The 17,601-nt window shown below is 65.0% G+C and carries 12 protein-coding genes; 4 read left to right on the top strand and 8 right to left on the bottom strand.

What is annotated here, in order from left to right; translation table 11 throughout:
* Positions 1-18 precede the first annotated feature (18 nt).
* Positions 19-363, top strand: a complete 345-nt coding sequence (locus tag A2I95_RS14090; RefSeq protein ID WP_291730476.1) for a RidA family protein — start codon at positions 19-21, stop codon at positions 361-363.
* Positions 364-452: 89 nt separating this feature from the next.
* Here A2I95_RS14090 and A2I95_RS14085 read toward each other — a convergent pair whose 3' ends face one another.
* The 4 genes from A2I95_RS14085 to A2I95_RS14070 form a co-directional block, all read right to left on the bottom strand.
* Positions 453-2,144 carry a BCCT family transporter gene (locus A2I95_RS14085; RefSeq protein WP_291730474.1) on the bottom strand — a complete coding sequence of 564 codons (1,692 nt, stop codon included), beginning with the start codon at positions 2,142-2,144 and terminating at the stop codon, positions 453-455.
* Between the two features lie 223 nt (positions 2,145-2,367).
* Positions 2,368-3,789, bottom strand: coding sequence for a carnitine 3-dehydrogenase (locus A2I95_RS14080; RefSeq protein ID WP_291730473.1), 1,422 nt, complete (start codon positions 3,787-3,789; stop codon positions 2,368-2,370).
* A gap of 88 nt (positions 3,790-3,877) precedes the next feature.
* A complete protein-coding gene (locus tag A2I95_RS14075; protein ID WP_291730472.1) occupies positions 3,878-4,795 on the bottom strand; it encodes a 3-keto-5-aminohexanoate cleavage protein in 918 nt (305 codons plus the stop codon).
* A gap of 18 nt (positions 4,796-4,813) precedes the next feature.
* On the bottom strand, positions 4,814-6,760 hold the full coding sequence (locus A2I95_RS14070; protein WP_291730471.1) for an acetoacetate--CoA ligase: 1,947 nt from the start codon (positions 6,758-6,760) through the stop codon (positions 4,814-4,816).
* Between the two features lie 128 nt (positions 6,761-6,888).
* Between A2I95_RS14070 and A2I95_RS14065 the strand changes: the two genes are divergently transcribed.
* Complete coding sequence (locus A2I95_RS14065; RefSeq protein WP_291730469.1) at positions 6,889-7,875, top strand: GlxA family transcriptional regulator; 987 nt, start codon at positions 6,889-6,891, stop codon at positions 7,873-7,875.
* On the opposite strand, the gene A2I95_RS14060 is transcribed toward A2I95_RS14065, so the two are convergent.
* Positions 7,872-8,762, bottom strand: coding sequence for an AraC family transcriptional regulator (locus A2I95_RS14060; RefSeq protein ID WP_291730468.1), 891 nt, complete (start codon positions 8,760-8,762; stop codon positions 7,872-7,874). The genes A2I95_RS14065 and A2I95_RS14060 overlap by 4 nt on opposite strands.
* Positions 8,763-8,976: 214 nt before the next feature.
* On the opposite strand from A2I95_RS14060, the gene A2I95_RS14055 reads away from it, so the two are divergent.
* Positions 8,977-9,438 carry a (2Fe-2S)-binding protein gene (locus tag A2I95_RS14055; protein WP_291730467.1) on the top strand — a complete coding sequence of 154 codons (462 nt, stop codon included), beginning with the start codon at positions 8,977-8,979 and terminating at the stop codon, positions 9,436-9,438.
* Between the two features lies 1 nt (position 9,439).
* Positions 9,440-11,623 carry a molybdopterin cofactor-binding domain-containing protein gene (locus A2I95_RS14050; RefSeq protein WP_291730466.1) on the top strand — a complete coding sequence of 728 codons (2,184 nt, stop codon included), beginning with the start codon at positions 9,440-9,442 and terminating at the stop codon, positions 11,621-11,623.
* 51 nt (positions 11,624-11,674) lie between these two features.
* Here A2I95_RS14050 and A2I95_RS14045 read toward each other — a convergent pair whose 3' ends face one another.
* The 3 genes from A2I95_RS14045 to A2I95_RS14035 form a co-directional block, all read right to left on the bottom strand.
* Positions 11,675-12,577, bottom strand: a complete 903-nt coding sequence (locus tag A2I95_RS14045) for a complex I NDUFA9 subunit family protein (protein WP_291730465.1) — start codon at positions 12,575-12,577, stop codon at positions 11,675-11,677.
* Positions 12,578-12,791: 214 nt separating this feature from the next.
* Positions 12,792-15,203, bottom strand: a complete 2,412-nt coding sequence (locus A2I95_RS14040; protein ID WP_291730464.1) for an FAD-dependent oxidoreductase — start codon at positions 15,201-15,203, stop codon at positions 12,792-12,794.
* Complete coding sequence (locus A2I95_RS14035) at positions 15,200-17,587, bottom strand: FAD-dependent oxidoreductase (protein WP_291730463.1); 2,388 nt, start codon at positions 17,585-17,587, stop codon at positions 15,200-15,202. Before A2I95_RS14035 ends, A2I95_RS14040 begins: the two co-directional genes overlap by 4 nt.
* Positions 17,588-17,601: the final 14 nt, after the last annotated feature.

The following is a 17,601-nucleotide window of genomic DNA, read 5'->3' as shown; positions in this document are numbered from 1 at the left end:
AATGAGAGGCACCAAACCATGACCATCACCCGTTCCGGCACCACCGCCCGCTCCAGCAAGATCGTCAAGCATAACGGTGTTGCCTACTTCAGCGGCCAGGTTTCCGAGGCCGAAACTGCCGCAGATCAAACCCGCGAGATCCTGGCCAAAGTCGACGCCCTGCTGGCTGAGGCCGGCAGCGACAAGACCCGCCTGCTGCAAACCGTGATCTGGCTGTCCGACATGAGCTATTTTGCTGAGCTGAATGAAGTCTGGAACGCCTGGGTCCCCGAAGGCCACGCACCCGCCCGCGCCTGCGGCGAGGCCAAGCTGGCGCGCGAAATCCTAAAGGTGGAAATCATCGTCACCGCCGCCTGCGACTGATGCAGACTGAAAAGATTGTCAGCTGACAATTTTTGCGTGCCGGGCCTTTCTTAGGCCCGGCACCTTTTGTTTCAGCGGCCTGAGCCGCCTCAGGCGTGCAGATCCTGCGTAATCCTTGTGCCGTCCGGCGCAGGCCCCGCCTCGCTGATCGGTGCCGCCGACGGGTCGGTTTTCAGTGATTTATAAAGCCCTACGGTCATCCCGATGATCACAAAGGAAATCGGGAAGGCCGCCGCAATCGACGCGGTCTGCAAGGCGCCAAGACCGCCTGCCATCAGCAGCACAATCGCAGTGGCGCCAATGCCGGCGCCCCAGATGATGCGGAACTTCTTCGGCGGGTTGTCATCCCCCATCGACAGCATGGTGGTGATCACCAGCGTGCCGGAGTCCGCCGAGGTCACAAACCACGAGAACAGCAGCAGCGTTGCCAGCGCCGACAGCGGCCAAGCGGTCCAGCTCAGGTCGCCGAGCCAGGAAGTGGCGCCCAGATTGCCGATGGTGCCATAAAGCGCCGCAGGCAGATCCCAGTCACGCACGGTCTGGATCACGCCCGCGCCGCCTTCCGCAGCCGGGCCGGCGCCCATGTTCATTTCCTGCCAGATCGCATTGCCGCCGAACATGCAAAGCCAGAAGAAGCCGATTGCTGTCGGGACAAACAGCACGCCCACCATGAACTCGCGGATGGTGCGCCCGCGCGAAATGCGGGCGATGAACATGCCCACCATCGGCGCCCATGCGATCCACCAGCCCCAGTAGAAGATGGTCCAGCCGCCCTGCCAGGCGATGTTCTCATCCGAGCTCGCGGTCCAGAAACCCATCGGGATGAAGTTCCAGATGTAATCGCCCAGCGTGGTCACATAGAAGCCGAGCAGCCACTTGACCGGCCCGATCACCACAAAAGCCAGCAGCAGGAACATCGACAGCCAGATGTTCCATTCGGAGATGATCCGGATACCCTTGCCGACGCCCGAAACGGTCGAGGCGGTGGCGATGATGGTCACGACCACGATCAGCACGATCTTCAGCGTCATCGTCGGCTCCAGCCCGAACAGCACATTGAGGCCGGTGGCCATCTGGCTGGTGCCCAGCCCCAGCGAAGTCGCGATGCCAAAGACCGAGCCGAACACTGCCAGCAGGTCGATGCAATGCCCCCAGGGGCCATAGATCCTGTCACCGATCAACGGATAAAACGCCGACCGGATGGTCAGCGGCAGCTTCTTGCGGAAACCGAAATAGGCAAGGCACAGCCCGACGATCACATACAAGGCCCAGCCGTGGAACCCCCAGTGGAAATAGGTCACCCGCATCGCGTCAACCGCGCGCTGCATGTCCATGTCCGAATGGCCCGCCAGCTCGGCATGGGGGTTGTTCGGATAGCCCCAGACCGCCGAGTTATCAAAGTAGAAAATCGGCTCGGCCACGCCGAAGAACAGGATGCCGATGCCGATGCCGGCCGAGAACAGCATCGCAAACCAGCTGAAATTGCTGAACTCGGGACGTGAATCGTCATCCCCCAGCCGCAGGCTGCCGAACTTCGAGAACATCAGGAAAAAGCAGAAAAACACGATCCCGGCCAGAACCGAAATGTAATACCAGCTGAGCCCGCCTTCGATCCAGCTGCGCACCGATTTATACAGGCCGCCTGCGAACTCCACGTTCAAAACCGTGAAAATCACAAAGGCGGCGATCATCGCCTTGGCGGCGATGCCCATCCCCGGATGCAGACCGGTAAAGAAACCGGATTTCGCCACCAGGTGGCTGTTGGAATTGCTCTCGGACATTTGGTCCTCCCTTTGTCCCTATACACTTGCGCTCCCCGGATCCTCCCCCCAGGAAAGCTGCCCGGTCCGTGCAGACGGGATGAAGCCCTCCCGTTTGCACAGCTGTCCGGAAAATCCCTCCCCCGGGGTGCCGCCTCTGCGGCGGGCAAATTGCGGACCGGATCGGGGAGGAGACCCGGCCCGCACGCGGAAAGCCGGCAGCCGCAAACTGCCGGCTCCCAAGTTACCCGCGCTGGCCGACGTGGCGCCCGGCGCCCTCCGGCAATGCCAGCCCGGCGTGGGCGGCGGCAAAACTTGCCAGGTTGTCGGCGACCTCCGGTGACGGCAGCGAGGTGCCGCGCGCGTTCAGGTCCATATGCAAAAGCAGCGTTTCCACCGTCGCCGCCAGCTTGCCCTCCGGGCCGTGCAGGCGGTGGAACAGATGCATCTTCTTGCCGGTCCCCCGCAGCACCTGGGTGGTGACGGTCAGCGCATCGCCCTCATGCAGCTCGTCCAGGAACCGCACATGGTTCTCGACGGTGAAATAGCTGCCGCCCGCGGCGATGTACTCCGCATCGCAGCCGATCATCTCCATGAAGCGGTCGGTCGCCTGGGCCGAGGCCTCGGTGTAATGCGCCTCGTTCATGTGGCCGTTGTAATCGGTCCAGCTCTGCGGCACAGGACGGCTGACGGTGACCGGCAGCTCCACCGCTTCCGGCACGGGTAGCGTTGCCTCATGGGTGTTGATGACACCGCCGGCGCCGCTGCCGGATTTCTTCAGCGCCCGCATCATGCCGACCAGGTTGTCGTCGCGCAGACGCTCCAGCGCGCGGATCGGCATATGGCCGGACTGCGCATCCGACTGGCCTGCGATCAGGTCCACCAGCTCCTCGGTGAACTCCGGCACATCCATCAGCTTGGTCCAGGGCCACTCCAGCGCCGGGCCGAACTGCGCCATGAAGTGCTTCATGCCCGCCTCGCCGCCTGCGATCCGGTAGGTCTCGAACAGCCCCATCTGCGCCCAGCGGAGGCCAAAGCCCATGCGGATCGACTCGTCCAGCTCTTCGGTGGTGCAGATGCCGTCTTTGATCAGCCACAGGCCCTCGCGCCAGACCGCTTCCAGCAGCCGGTCGGCGATATGGGCGTCGATCTCCTTGCGCACGGTCAGCGGGTACATCCCCACCTCGCGCAGCAGGTCCGAGGCCCGCGCGCAAGTCTCTGCATCGCCCACCAGCTCGACCAGCGGCAGCAGGTAAACCGGATTGAACGGATGCGCCACCACGGCCCGGGCGCCCTCAGCATTCAGCTCCGACGGCTTGAAACCGCTGGTAGACGAGCCGATTACCGCGCTGGACGGCGCATGCGCCTGGATCTGCGCGTGGATCTTATGTTTCAGATCCAGCCGTTCCGGCACGCTTTCCTGGATCCAGAACGCACCCGCCACGGCCTCAGCCATTTCTGCGTGGAAGGTCAGTTCACCTTCGGCCGGCAGTGCCTTGTCATAGAGCGAGGGCAGCGAACGGCGGGCGTTGGCCAGCACCTCATTGATCTTGCGTTCCGCTTCCGGGTCCGGGTCGAACACCCGCACATTCCATCCGTTCAGAAGGAACCGCGCGGCCCAGCCGCCGCCGATGACTCCGCCGCCGATGATTGCTGCTGTTTTCATGATCTATCCTTTGATCGCCGTCCCCGCGCGCCTGCCGGTGCACAGGGGGTGTACAGGGGGTGCACGCATGGCACCCCCGCATTTCCGCTTACTGCGCCACCGGCACGCGCTTGGTCAGGCCCAGCTTCTCGCGGACCGCTTCGGGGCCGATGATCCGGGCACCCATGCCCTCGATCACACCGGCTGCGCGCTCCACCAGCTGCGCATTGGTGGCCAACACGCCTTTCTCCAGGAACAGGTTGTCCTCCAGGCCCACACGCACATTGCCGCCCGCCAGCACCGCAGCGGCGGCATAGGGCATCTGATCCCGGCCCAGGGAGAACGCCGACCAGGTCCAATCGGACGGCACATTGTTGACCATCGCCATGAAAGTGTTCAGGTCGTTCGGCGCGCCCCACGGCACCCCCATGCACAGCTGCACCAGCGCGTTCGACTCCAGAATTCCCTCTTTTACCAATTGCTTGGCAAACCACAGGTGGCCGGTGTCAAAGGCCTCGATCTCGGGCTTCACGCCCAGATCGGTCATCATCCGGCCCATCGTGCGCAGCATGCCGGGGAAGTTGGTCATGACGTAATCGGCCTCGGCAAAGTTCATGGTGCCGCAGTCGAGGGTGCAGATTTCCGGCAGGCATTCGGCGATATGGGCCATCCGCTCCGTCGCACCGATCATGTCGGTGGCCGCCTCGTTGACCGGGAACGGGCTCTCAACCCCGCCAAAGACGATGTCGCCGCCCATGCCGGCGGTCAGGTTCAGCACCACATCCACCTCGGAATCGCGGATACGGTCGGTAAGCTCCCGGTACAACTCAAGTTTCCGGGACGGTGCACCGGTTTCCGGGTCGCGCACGTGGCAGTGGACGACAGCCGCACCGGCCTTGGCCGCCTTGATTGCCGACTCGGCAATCTCTTTGGGCGAGCGCGGCACGTGGGGGGATTTGCCCTGGGTGCCGCCAGAGCCGGTCACGGCGCATGTGATGAAAACGTCTCGGTTCATGGTCAGGGGCATGGTCTCGCTCCTTTGAGGTTAAGCTTGCAATTCGGGGTGATCCGCAAACAGCTCCAGCGCGTGCGGGTTGGCGAGGCCGGAGAGGTTGCGGACGGGGTGGTTGTTCACCACGTCGCGCACCGCCAGTTCGGCGGTCTTGCCGGATTTGGTGCGGGGGATGTCAGCGACGGCAATGATCTTGGCGGGCACATGGCGCGGCGAGGCGTTTCTGCGGATTTCCGTTTTGATTCGGGTGGTTAGAGCGTCATCCAGCGCAGCACCATCGGCGGTCACCACAAACAGCACCACCCGCACATCATTGTCGAGGGCATGGCCGACAACCACTGCGTCGGCGACCTCCTCGATCTTGTCGAGCTGCCGGTAAATCTCCGCCGTGCCAATCCGCACGCCGCCGGGGTTCAGAGTTGCATCGGAGCGGCCAAGCACGACAAAACCGCCATGCTCCGTGCGGATGGTGAAATCACCCTGCCGCCAGATGTTCGGATAGGTTTCAAAGTAGCTGGCACGGTAGCGGGCATTGCCGGGATCGTTCAGAAACCGCGTTGGCATCGACGGATGCGCATTGCGGCAGACCAGCTCGCCTGCCACGCCCTCAACCGGCTCGCCCTGATCGTTCAGGGTCGCCACATCCAGCCCCAGCATCGGCGCCTGGATCTCGCCCTGATGCACCGGCAGCACCGGGCAGCCGCCGATGAAACAGCCCAGAATATCGGTGCCGCCGCAGATCGAGGCCAGCTGCACATCCGCCTTCCAGTCGGCATAGACATGGGCAAAGCCTTCGGGCGAGAGCGGCGAGCCGGTGGACAGAACCACCCGCAGGGCGGCCAGATCGTGGCTCTCCACCGGGCGGTTCCGGCGTTTCAGCGAGGCATCTATGTATTTGGCGGAAATGCCAAAATGGGTGACTTTCTCGGCCTCCACGACGTCGAACAGCCGGCTGATGCCGGGATGCGCCGGGTTGCCGTCGAACAGCACGATAGAGGCCTCCGACGCCAGCGCCGCCACCTGCCAGTTCCACATCATCCAGTTGCAGGTGGTGTAATAGAACATCCGGTCGCCGGGGCCCAGGTCGCAATGCAACTGCTGCTCCACCAGCATCCGCAGCAGGGTGCCGCCGCCCGAATGCTCGATGCACTTGGGTTTGCCCGTGGTGCCGGAGGAAAACATCACATAGAGCGGATCGCGAAAGCCCATCGGACGGCAGGCCAGCGCCGGGGCGTCCGCCTGCTTGAAGGCCTCATAGGCCATCATCCCCTCGGGCAAATCCTCGGCCTCGCCTGCATAGGGCCAGACCACGATCTGCTGGATCGATGGCACTCGGGTCGCGACCTCGGCAATGGCGGCGCGGGTCCCGAAGGTCTTGCCGTTGTAGAAATAGCCATCGGCGGCAAACATCAGCTTGGGCGCGATCTGGCCGAAGCGGTCCACCACCACATCCGGCCCGCTCTCAGGCGCGCAGGAGGACCAGACCGCCCCCAGCGAAGCTGTGGCCAGCATCGCCGCCACAGTCTGCGGCATGTTCGGCACATAGCCGGCAACATGGTCGCCCGCCGCAATCCCGGCCTCGCGCAGGGCGGCAGCAAGCTGTTCGACCTCGCGCTTCAGCTCCGTACGGGTCCAGTGCATGCGGCGGCCGTCCTCGCCAATGAAAACAATCGCTTCGCGCCCGTCAGCGTTTTTCAGGAAGGTGTCCACGATGTTCAGCCGCGCCTCGGGGAAGAACCGCACCTGCATCGGGTCGGCATCCGCCACCAGCGGCACCGCACCCTTGTCCCCCGCCATCCCGCAGAAATCCCAGGCCAGCGGCCAGAACGCCTGCGGCTGTGCGACCGACCAGGCGTGCAAACCGGCATAGCTGTCCAGCACCCTGCCGGCAGCGGCAGAGGCCTGCAACATGAAGCCAGACAGCAGAGGTTTGCGGCGCGCCGAAAGATCCGGCTGCCAGAGAAGGGGAGCAGTTGTCATGGGACTATCAGTGATTAGAGAGCGGGCGTCGGTTCAGCGTCGGCGGGTGGTCAAGAGGCTTGACTTCGGCTGTGATTAGCCCACGAATTGACCCTACGTTTATACAGTTTTGGTCAAAAAACATACAGATGCCGTCAAATCAGCCGCCAATCTTCGAATTTCTGCTGTTCGACGGCTTTTCGAACATGGTGCTGGCCAGCGCCATGGAGCCGCTGCGGGACGTGCGGATGAATGCGGGCCAGGACACCGCAGGCTGGCGGGTCAGCACCTTGGACGGGGCGCCGGTACGCAGTTCCAGCGGGCTGCAGATCACCCCGGACGGTGCCTTTGACGAAAGCGCGGGCAACCGCACCCTGGTGCTGGTTGCGGGCTACCGCGTGCGTGAACAGCTCAGCCCGGCGTTGCTTGCAAAACTCAGAACCGCCACCCGGCGGGCCAAGATGGTTCTGGCGCTGGACACCGCCGCCTGGCTGCTGGCCGCAGCAGGGCTGCTGAACGGCCATACTGCCACGATCCACTGGCAGGAGCTGGACGCCTTTGCCGAAACCTTCCCCAAGGTCGAAGTCTCCACCGCGCGGTTTGTACGCTCCGGTGCGTTCCTGACCTGCGGCGGCGCCAGCACTGCGCTCGACATGATGCTGAGCCTCATCCAGGACCTCTATGGATCTGCCGCGGCCTTTGGCGCCTCAACCATGTTTGTCTATGACCCCTCGCGCCAGTCGGAACTAAACCGCGGCGCGGCACGGCTGGAGCAGAAGGGCTCAGCCAAGATCCTGAAGGCCGCCAACCTGATGGCGGAGAACATCGAAACACCATTGAACACCGCCGAACTGGCAAAGCGGGTGTCGCTGTCCGAACGCACCCTGGCCCGCGCTTTTCAGCGTGAATTGGGCATGACGCCGGGCAAATACAACAAGATGCTGCGGCTTCAGCACGCCCGCTACCTGTCCGAGGAAACCAATTTGAGCCTGGAGCAGATCGCGCTGCGCTGCGGGTTTTCCTCGGCGTCCTCATTGGGGCGGTCCTACAGCGGGCTTTATGGCAGGACCCTCCGCGAGGCGCGGGTTCAAGAAGGGCCTTGGGCGGCATCCAGCCATAAAACCACAGGACGCTAGGACGCTGCAGCCGGCAGCGGTTTTTCATCCCGCGGCGGCACTCCGAATTTACGGGCATATTCGCGGCTGAACTGTGTCGGGCTTTCATAACCCACGTCATAAGCCGCCGCCGCGACCGAAGTGCCGCCGCTGATCAGCAGGCGGCGGGCCTCCATCAGGCGCAGCTCCTTCTGGTACTGCAGCGGCGTGGTCGAGGTCAGGGTTTTGAAATGCTCATGAAAGGTTGACTGGCTCATCCCCGCTGCGGCCGCCAGATCCGCCACCGGCAGCTGGGCCTTGTACCGCTCCCGGATCATCGCAATCGCCTTGGAAATCCGGCTGGCCGGACTTTCGTGCAGCAACAGCTGCCGCAGCATGCCGCCGTGCTGGGCGCGCAGCAGGCGGAAATGGATCTCCTTCAGCACCAGGGGTGCCAGCGCCTGGACCTCAACCGGGTTCTGCGACAAACGGAACAACCGTCCGATTGCATCAATCAGCGCCGCATCGCTGTCTGCCACGCTCATCGAATGCGACGCCCGTTCCTGCCCCTCCGCGGCGCCGATCTCGTCATAGAGGCTGCGGGCAGTGGCCAGGTCCAGCCGCAGCGCCAGCGCGACATAGGGCTGGTCCGGGGTTGCATCTGTCACCCCGGCACTGACCGGCAGCGCGTGACTGACGATCAGCGACATCCCCGCGCCGTAGCGGACCCTGCGGTCGTCCAGCTGTGCCTCCTTGGCGCCTTGCAGAACCAAACACATGATCGGCTCATATATGATCGCCTCGAACCGGGTCGGGTTTTCGCGGCAGATGGCAAAGAGACCGTCAACCCCGGTTCCGCAGCCGGTCTCCAGACCGCCCTGTTCGCGGACATAAGAAGCGACATCGTTTATCAGATCCTGCGGCACCATGGCGTATCTCCCTGTCGGGTTTGAACATAGCCCGCCATGCCCCGGCATTGAACCGCCAATCCCGGCCCTGCGGAGGATCAGGCAGATCATCCGGAGGATCAGGCACGGCGATCCGCCGCGCGGCCCCTAAGTTGCAGGCTAGAATAACCGCAGCACCTGCAGCGCCCCGGTCCGGACCGGGCGGCTGCGTCAGCCAAGGGGAGGCCCCAAAGCCATGGCATTGTCACTGAAACTCAACGGTCACACACATCAGGTGGAGGCCGAGCCGGGCACCCCGCTGTTGTGGGTGATCCGGGATGAACTGAAACTGACCGGCACCAAATTCGGCTGCGGCGTTGCGTCTTGCGGGGCTTGCACCGTGCACCTGGACGGCGAGCCGGTGCGTGCCTGCCAGACCTATATCGAGGACGTGGAAGGTGCCGAAATCACCACCATCGAAGGGCTGGAGTCGAAGGTATCGCAAGCAGTGCAGGCCGCCTGGGTCGAGCTGGACGTGGTGCAATGCGGTTATTGCCAGTCGGGTCAGATCATGTCTGCCGTGGGCTTGCTGAGCGAAAACCCCAAGCCGACAGCCGAGGAGATCGACGAATACATGAACGGCAATGCCTGCCGCTGCGCCACCTACCAGCGCATCCGCGCCGCGATCCTGCGCGCATCCGACATGATGGAGGCCTGATATGACCCTGAACACCTCCCGCCGCGGCTTTCTGAAAAGCGCTGCCGCCGCCGCCGCTGCCCTCTATGTGGGCGCCCGCGCCGATGGCGCCCTGGCGGCCGGGTCCGCTCCGGCCCAGCTGAACCCCTTTGTAAAGATCGACGCCGACGGCACCGTCACCGCCATCGTCAAGCATTTCGAGAAGGGCCAGGGACCGGCCACCGGCCTGACCACCCTGATCGCCGAGGAGCTGGGCGTTCCGATCGAAGACATCCAGTATGAATTCGCGCCCTCCGATCCCTCGCGTTACAACAACCTGGCGTTCGGGCCGTTCCAGGGCACCGGCGGCTCTACCGCAATGGCGAATTCGTTCATGCAGTACCGCCAGGCCGGGGCGGCCGCGCGGGAAATGCTGATCTCTGCAGCGGCCAAGGACTGGGGGGCCGACCCCGCCGGGCTGACAATTGAGGGCGGCATAATCAAAGGGGCAGGCCAGGAGGCACCGCTGGCGGAGTTTGTTGCCGCCGCCGCGCAGATGGAAGCCCCGGCCGAGCCGCGCCTGAAAGACCCCGCCGAGTTCCGCCTGATCGGCAATGCCGCGGTGAAGCGCAAGGATTCCCTGCCAAAAACCGACGGCACCGCGAAATATGCGATGGACCTGCATCTGCCGGGCCAGATGGTTGTAGTGATTGCCCGCAGCCCGCGCATGGGCGGTCAGGCTGCCGGTTTTGATGACAGCGATGCCAAGGCAGTCAAAGGCTACATCCGCGCCGCCGTCCTGCCCAACAAGGCCGGTGTTGCGGTCTATGCCGAGGACACCTGGGGCGCCTTCCAGGCGCGTGAAGCGATCACCGTGGAGTGGGATTTTTCCGCCGCCGAAAGCCGCAGCTCGGACCAGATCCGCGCGGAGCTGCTGGCGGCTGTGAACGCGGAGCCGCAGTATAACGTCACCGGCGCCGATCACGCCGCAACCGCGGCGCTGATCGACGAGGCCGGCAAGGTGGTCGAGCAGACCTTTTATTTCCCGCTGCTGGCGCATGCGCCGATGGAGCCGCTGACCTGCACCATCGAGGCTGACGCGGACGGCGGCATCACCCTGCATGACGGAGCCCAGATGCCGACCGGCCCGCATATGGCACTGGCGCAGATCTTCCAGCTGCCGATGGAGAAGATCCGCATTAATACAATGTTCGCGGGCGGCTCCTTTGGACGCCGCGCCACCCCGACGGCGGATTATCAGGTGGAGGCGGCGCTGGCGTTTGCCATGACGGACCGTACCCGCCCGGTAAAGCTGGTCTGGTCGCGTGAGGATGACATCACCGGCGGCTATTACCGCCCCGCTGTGGCGCACCGGGTGCGGGTCGGTTTGGATGCGGAGGGCGAGATCACCGGCTGGGACCACCGCATTGCGGCGCAATCGATCATGAAGGGCACACCATTTGAGAGTATGGTTGTGCATAACGGCGTCGACCACAGCTCGGTTGAGGGGGTGGCGGACAGCCTTTACCGGATCCCCGGTCAGTTCGTCGGCCTCAGCGATACGGCCAAGGCTACCACGGTGCTGTGGTGGCGCTCGGTCGGGCACACCCACACGGCCTATGTGATGGAGACCATGATGGACGCGGCCGCCGGCGCCGCAGGCCGCGATCCTGTGGAGTTCCGGCTGGCGTTGCTGGAAGGCGAAGGCGGCAGCCAGGAACAGCAGCGTTTGGCAGGGGTACTGAAACTGGCCGCAGACAAGGGCAACTGGGGCCATCCCCCCGAGGGCCGCAGCCAGGGCATCGCTGTCCACAAAAGCTTTGGCAGCTATGTGGCCGAGGTGGTGGAAATCTCGGGCAACGCCGATGACGGGGTGCAGGTTGAAAAAGTCACCTGCGCCGTCGATTGCGGCATCGCGGTCAACCCGGATGTGGTCAAGGCGCAGATGGAGGGCGGTATCGGCTATGGCCTTGGCCATGCGATGCGCAACGAAATCACCCTGACGGACGGCGAAGTGGACCAATTCAACTTCCCGGATTACGAGCCGTTGCGGATCGGTGATATTGCCGCCATCGAGGTGCACATCGTGCCGTCCGCCGAAGCCCCCACCGGGGTGGGCGAACCGGGCACACCGCCCTCGGGCCCCGCCCTGGCCAATGCCATTGCGGTGTCCGGCCCGCGGGTGACGGAACTGCCGATGGCCCGCAACGGGGTCAGCTTTGCCTGATCCTTTGCCCCGCACCGGGTGTTGCGCCTGGTGCGGGGTTTGCAGCGGTGTTTAAACCAGCCCCATGGCAATCGCCGAATGCGGCGTGATACCGAGATCGGCAAAGCCTGCCATGGCCTCGCCGGCGGTATTGTCCCGCCGCATCAAGGCGACCTGCGCCTGGGTCAGCGGCGGATTTCGCATCACCCAAAGCACCGCCGCTGCCATCCGCCACAGTGCAAAAGGCACCGGCAGCAGCACACGGCGGCGGCCGGAACGGGCCGCCAGGCGCTGCAGGATACCGCGGTAGGTGAGGGTATCCGGCCCGCCCAGCTCAAACACTCTTCTGCGCGCGCGCGGACCGTCGAGCAACCGGCAGACGGCTTCCGCCACATCCCCCGCCCAGACCGGCTGCAACCGCGTGCGCCCGGTGCCGAACAGCGGGACCACGGGCAGGCGGTCAACGATTTTCTGCAGGTCGCCGAAAAAGGCGCCGCTGCGGCTGAACATCACGCTGGGCCGCAACACAATGGCACCAGGGCAGATACTGCGGACGGCAGCCTCGCCTTCGGCACGGCTCCGCACATAGGCTGACGGGGAATGCAGGCTGGCGCCGATCCCGGAAATGTGGATCAGCCGCTGGCCGTTGTTCTGGCGCACCTGCCGGGCAATTCTTTGGGCGCCATCGACGTGAACGTCCTGGAAACTCTGGCCGTGGCTTTCGGCGTAACAGCCGATGCAGTTGACCACGGCCCCAAAGCCCGCCAGAGCCTGTGCCAATCCCACCGGGTCTGTCAGATCCGTTTTGACCAGCCGGATGCCGTTGCTGCCAGAGCCGCTCCGCGCTGCCGCGGCCTCCGGGAAGCGTGTCCCGATGCTGACCCGGCAGCCGTGCTCCTGCAGCCGGCGCACCACCCGCCGGCCGAGAAACCCCGTGCCGCCAAGCACAATCACAAACCGGGCACTGGTCATCATGGGGAAACGCTCCTCATCAGGCCGGGCACTGGAGGCCGGCCCCGCAGGGTCCCGCCACGCGCAGCGCCCGCCCGGGGCACGAAACGCACCGGACGGGAACAACCCATAGCCTCCCATCACATAGCGCGGCGGCCCATGCGGGCCACTTGCGGACAGTCCGGCAGCCTCGCAAAAAGGTTTGCCGCCCCGGATGGCACCGGCCGGCTCGGGCGGCCTACCCTTTCAGCCGTGCATTGCCCGGATCAAACGGCGGCTCTTCCAGCACCCGCGCAGGCAGCTGGGCTCCCAGCAGCTCCACCGTCAGCCCGTTGCGCGCACTCCGGTCGCGCAAGTAAGCCAGCGCCAGCGTCTTGCCGGTGCGGTGGCCATGGGCGGCAGAGGTCACGATGCCCACCACCCGGCCCCCCTGCAGCACGCCGTGGGCATAAAACGGGTCAACCTCTCCGGCCTCCACCTCCAGCAGCACCATCTCCCAGCGGTCCTTCGCCTGCATCCGATGCGCCAGCGCCTCCTTGCCGGTGAAGTCATGGTCCATCCTGATCATATGGCCCGCGCCGGTCTCTGCCGGGGTGCGCTCGGTGGTGAAATCCGCGCCCCAGGCGCGATAGCCTTTTTCCAGCCGCATCGCGTTCATCGCATAGGCGCCGAAGAAGCCCAGCCCGTGCGGCCGGCCCGCGGCCTCCAGCGCCAGGAACAGCTCAGGCATCCGGGCAGCTTCCACATGCAGCTCCCAGCCCAGTTCGCCCGCGTATGAGACCCTAAGGGCGCGCAGCGGGATGCCCGCGACGGTGATTTCCCGCACCGACAACCAGGGAAAGCCTGTCAGATTGGCATCTGTCAGCGCGGCCAGCACATCGCGTGATTTCGGGCCCATCAGACCGAGTACACCATAATCTTCGGTGACGTTGGTTATCGAAACATCGAACCCCGCGGAGCGGGCACGCAGCAAGTCCGCGTCCATCTCCTCCGCCGCGGCGGCGGAAGTCAGATAGATATGGTCCTCCGCCAGCACGCTTACGGTGAACTCCGACTGGGTCCCGCCTGCCGGGGTCAGCGCGTGGGTCAGGCCGATCCGCCCCGCCTTGGGCGCGCGATTGGCGCCGATCAAGTCCGCAAAGGCGCGGGCCTCCGGGCCTGTCACCTCAAACTTGGAGAACACCGACAAATCCGCCAGACCCACAGCCTCCGTAACCGTCTGGCATTCCTGCGCCACCGGCGCGAACCAGTTGGAACGGCGGAAGCTTGGCACCGCCTCATCGCCAGCCTTGTCCGAGAACCAATTGGGCCGCTCCCAGCCATAAGCGGCGCCCATCACCGCGCCGCGTTCCACCATCAAGTCGTGGATGGGCGACAGGCGTTTTCCGCGGGCGGCCGGGCGTTCCTCATGCGGGTAATGCACGCCGAATTGCAGGCCGAAGCACTCGATGGCCTTTTCCACCCGGTAATCGCGGTCGGCCCAGCTGCCGAACCGGCGGCTGTCCACTGCCAGCGCATCCATCGGCGGCGCGCCGTGGGTCATCCAAAAAGCCAGGAACCAGCCCGCGCCGCCGCCCTCCATCACACCCATGGAGGAACCGGTCAGCAGCCAGGCGTTTTCCAGCCCATGCGCCGGACCGATCAAGGGGTTGGCATCGGGGGTAAAGGTGATCGGACCGTTCACCACCGATTTCACCCCGCCGGTTTCCAGTGCCGGGATGCGGTCCATCGCCGCCATGATGATGTGTTCGACCCGGTCCAAATCCGGCGGCATCAGGTCTGCGCCGAACTCCGGCGGGCAGCCGTCGATGGACCAGGGCTGGGCGTCTTTCTCATACGGTCCAAGAATCAGCCCGTCGCGCTCCTGGCGCACATACCAGCTTTCTTCCGGGTCGCGGATCATCGGCAGTTCCGGCAACCCCTTGGCGATGCGTTCGGCCACCGCGGGCACCGTATCCGTCACCAGATACTGATGCAGCACCGGAACCGAGGGGATGTTCAGCCCCATCATATGCCCGACTTCCCAGCCCCAGGTGCCTGCTGCATTGACAAGGTGCTTGGCGCGGATCGTGGTCTTTTTCGTCTCCACCACCCAGACGCCCTCTTCGCGCCGGATCGAAGTGACCGGGTTATAGCGCAGGACGGTGGCGCCTTTGACACGCGCCGCCTTGGCCATCGCATTGGTCGCCAGCGACGGATCCACATGGCCGTCGTCCGGCTCAAAAATCCCGCCGAGAATGCCTTCGGTGCGGGCCAGCGGGTGCAGCCGCGCCACATCATCGGGCGTCAGCATCTGCAGGTCGTAACCGGTAAAACGGCTGAGACCCGCGACATGTGCAAACTCATCCATCCGGTCCGGGTTCGAGGTGATCCGCATCGCGCCCGAGCGGTGGAAACCGCAGGTGTCCCCCGTCTCTTCCGGCAGGATATCGCGGTAAAGCCGCACCGACGTCGCGCGCAGCTCCTGAATGGTGGGGTTATGGGCGAAATGGGTGCAGAGGCCCGCTGCATGCCAGGTGGAGCCATGGGTGAGGTCGTTCTTCTCGGTCAGCACCACGTCGCTCCAGCCCGCCTTGGCCAGGTGGTACATCAGCGACACCCCCATAGCGCCGCCGCCGATGATCAGGACATTTGCGTTTGTGATGGTCATGCTTTCATCCGTTCGCCTGAAGGGTCAAAGGGCGGGCGCCGCAGCGCCTCTGCGGCATAGCGCTGCCCTGCGATGTCGATTTCAAACTGCCGTGCACAGGTCTGGGCCAGCGTCTCGCCCGGCGGCACCTCCACCAATGCCAGCGCCAGCGTCAGGCCCATGCGCGCACCGCGCCCGCCGGAGGTGGTGAAGCCCACGGTGCGGCCATTTTCCAGCACCGGCTCGTCATGCAGCACCAGCGGGTGGCCGGGCAGGTTGAACAGGACCATCCGGCGGCTGAGGCCGGCCTCCTTCTGCACCGAAAGGGCAGCCTTGCCCAGAAACTCCTTGGACCAGTCGACTGTAAACCCCAGTCCCGCCTCCAGCGGCGTGATCTCCGGCCCCAGGTCATGGCCCCAGGCGCGAAAGCCCTTTTCGATCCGGCAGGCCTCCAGCGCGAAATGACCCATTGGCTGCACCCCGGCAGATTTGAGCGCATCGAACACCTGGCCCGCAGCGGCAACCGGGACGGACAGCTCCCACCCCAGCTCGCCCACAAAGCTCACGCGGGTTGCGCGCACCGCCTGACCGGCCACACTTACGTCGCGGGCGGTGGCAAAGGGAAAGGCCCACCAATCATCACGGCCCAAACCTTGCAGCACCGCCCGCGCGCCGGCGCCCATGACGCCGATCACAGATTCCAGTTCTGTCACATCCCGGACCTGCACATCCCGGCCCGCTGCGTGGCGGCGCAGCCAGGCCAGATCCTTGCGCCGGGTGGCCGCGCCGGACGTCACCCGGAAATGATCCGCCGCCAACCGGGTGATGGTCACATCCGCCTCGATCCCGCCTTTGGCGTTCAGCAGCGGCGTATAGACCGCGCGGCCCACCTCCACGTCCAGATTGCCCGCCGCCAAGTATTGTATCAAAGCCAGCGCACCCGGCCCCTGCGCATCGAACTTGCCGAATGGGGAGAGGTCCAGCATCACCGCGCCCTGCGCCATCGCCGCTGCCTCGCGGCAGGCAATCAGATACCAGGGCTGATCCCCGACCGAATAGGGCAAGTTCCGTTCGCCGTCGTCCCGCGCGTACCACAGGCCCCGCTCCCAGCCTGCCGTCAGGCCGAAATGCGCCCCCGCCGCGGCCCAGCGGTCATGCAGAGCAGATTTGCGCAGCCCCCGGCCTGCTTTCGGCTGCTTGAACGGCCAATGCAGGGCAAAGGCATCGCTGACCGCCTCTTCCATGCGGGTTTCGATATGCGCCTGCCCGGCGGCCAATGGATCAACGCGAGCGATATCCACCTCCCACAGGTCCATCGGCGGCGCGCCCGCCAGCATCCAGTCGGCCAGCACCCGGCCCGCCCCGGCCGAGGACATCACCCCGACCGAGTTCATCCCCGCCGCCACATAAAGCCCGTCCACCTCCGGCGTCTGGCCGATCAAGGGGCGGGTGTCGGCGGTGAAGCTTTCCGGCCCGTTCATGAAGTGCTGGATCCCGGCGCGTTCCAAAGCAGGCACCAAGGCCAGAGCCGCCTCCATAAAGGGCATGAACTGGTCCCAATCCTCGGGCAGTTCCAAGAACGGGCGGTCGCCCTCGGGGCCGAAGGCATCCCAGACCTTGGCCTGCGGCTCAAAGCCGCCAAAGACCAGCTTACCGGCGTCGCCCTTCACATAGATCCCGCGGTCCAGGTCGCGCAGCACCGGATAGGGATGAGGCAGGCCCTGCATGGGTTCGGTCACCGCATACATGTGTTCGACTGCCTGCAGCGGCAGCGCCACCCCGGCAGCATCGGCGAGGCGTTTCGACCACGCGCCCGCACACAGCGCCACCTGATCCGCCAGCAGCTCCGACCCATCCGCCAGACGCACGCCCTTGCAGCTGCCGTTCTCGATCAGCAATGCTTCCACCTGCTCGCCCTCGCGGATTACGGCGCCCTTGGCACGGGCTGCCTTGGCATAGGCCATGCACAGGTCCACCGGGTTCACATTGGCGTCTTCCTCGACCCGCAAGGCACCGGTGACACCCCGCAAATCCAGCCCCGGCACATCAATCCCGCCCGCCCCGACGATGGAAGGCGTCAGCCCGAAATGCCGCCCCAGGGCCGCAATGCGGTGCAGCTCATCCATCCGCGCCTCTTCACGCGCAATCCAGTAGCCGCCGGTCCGGCGGTAGCCAGTCGACAGGCCTGCCTCTTCTTCCAACTTGGGGAACAGCTGCCCCGCATACATCGCCAGCTTGGTCATGTTCGGCGTTGCCCGCAGCGGCCCGACAATACCCGCAGCATGCCAGCTGGTGCCGCTGGTCAGCTGGTTGCGCTCCAGCACCGTGACCTCGGCCCGCCCGGCCAGGTGATAGGCCAGCCCCAGCCCGATCGCGCCGCCGCCTATGATGATAACTCGCGCCATGCCCGGCACTCCCA

This window comes from Leisingera sp. F5 (genome assembly GCF_001593695.1).
This window is presented reverse-complemented; position numbering and strand designations above follow the sequence as displayed.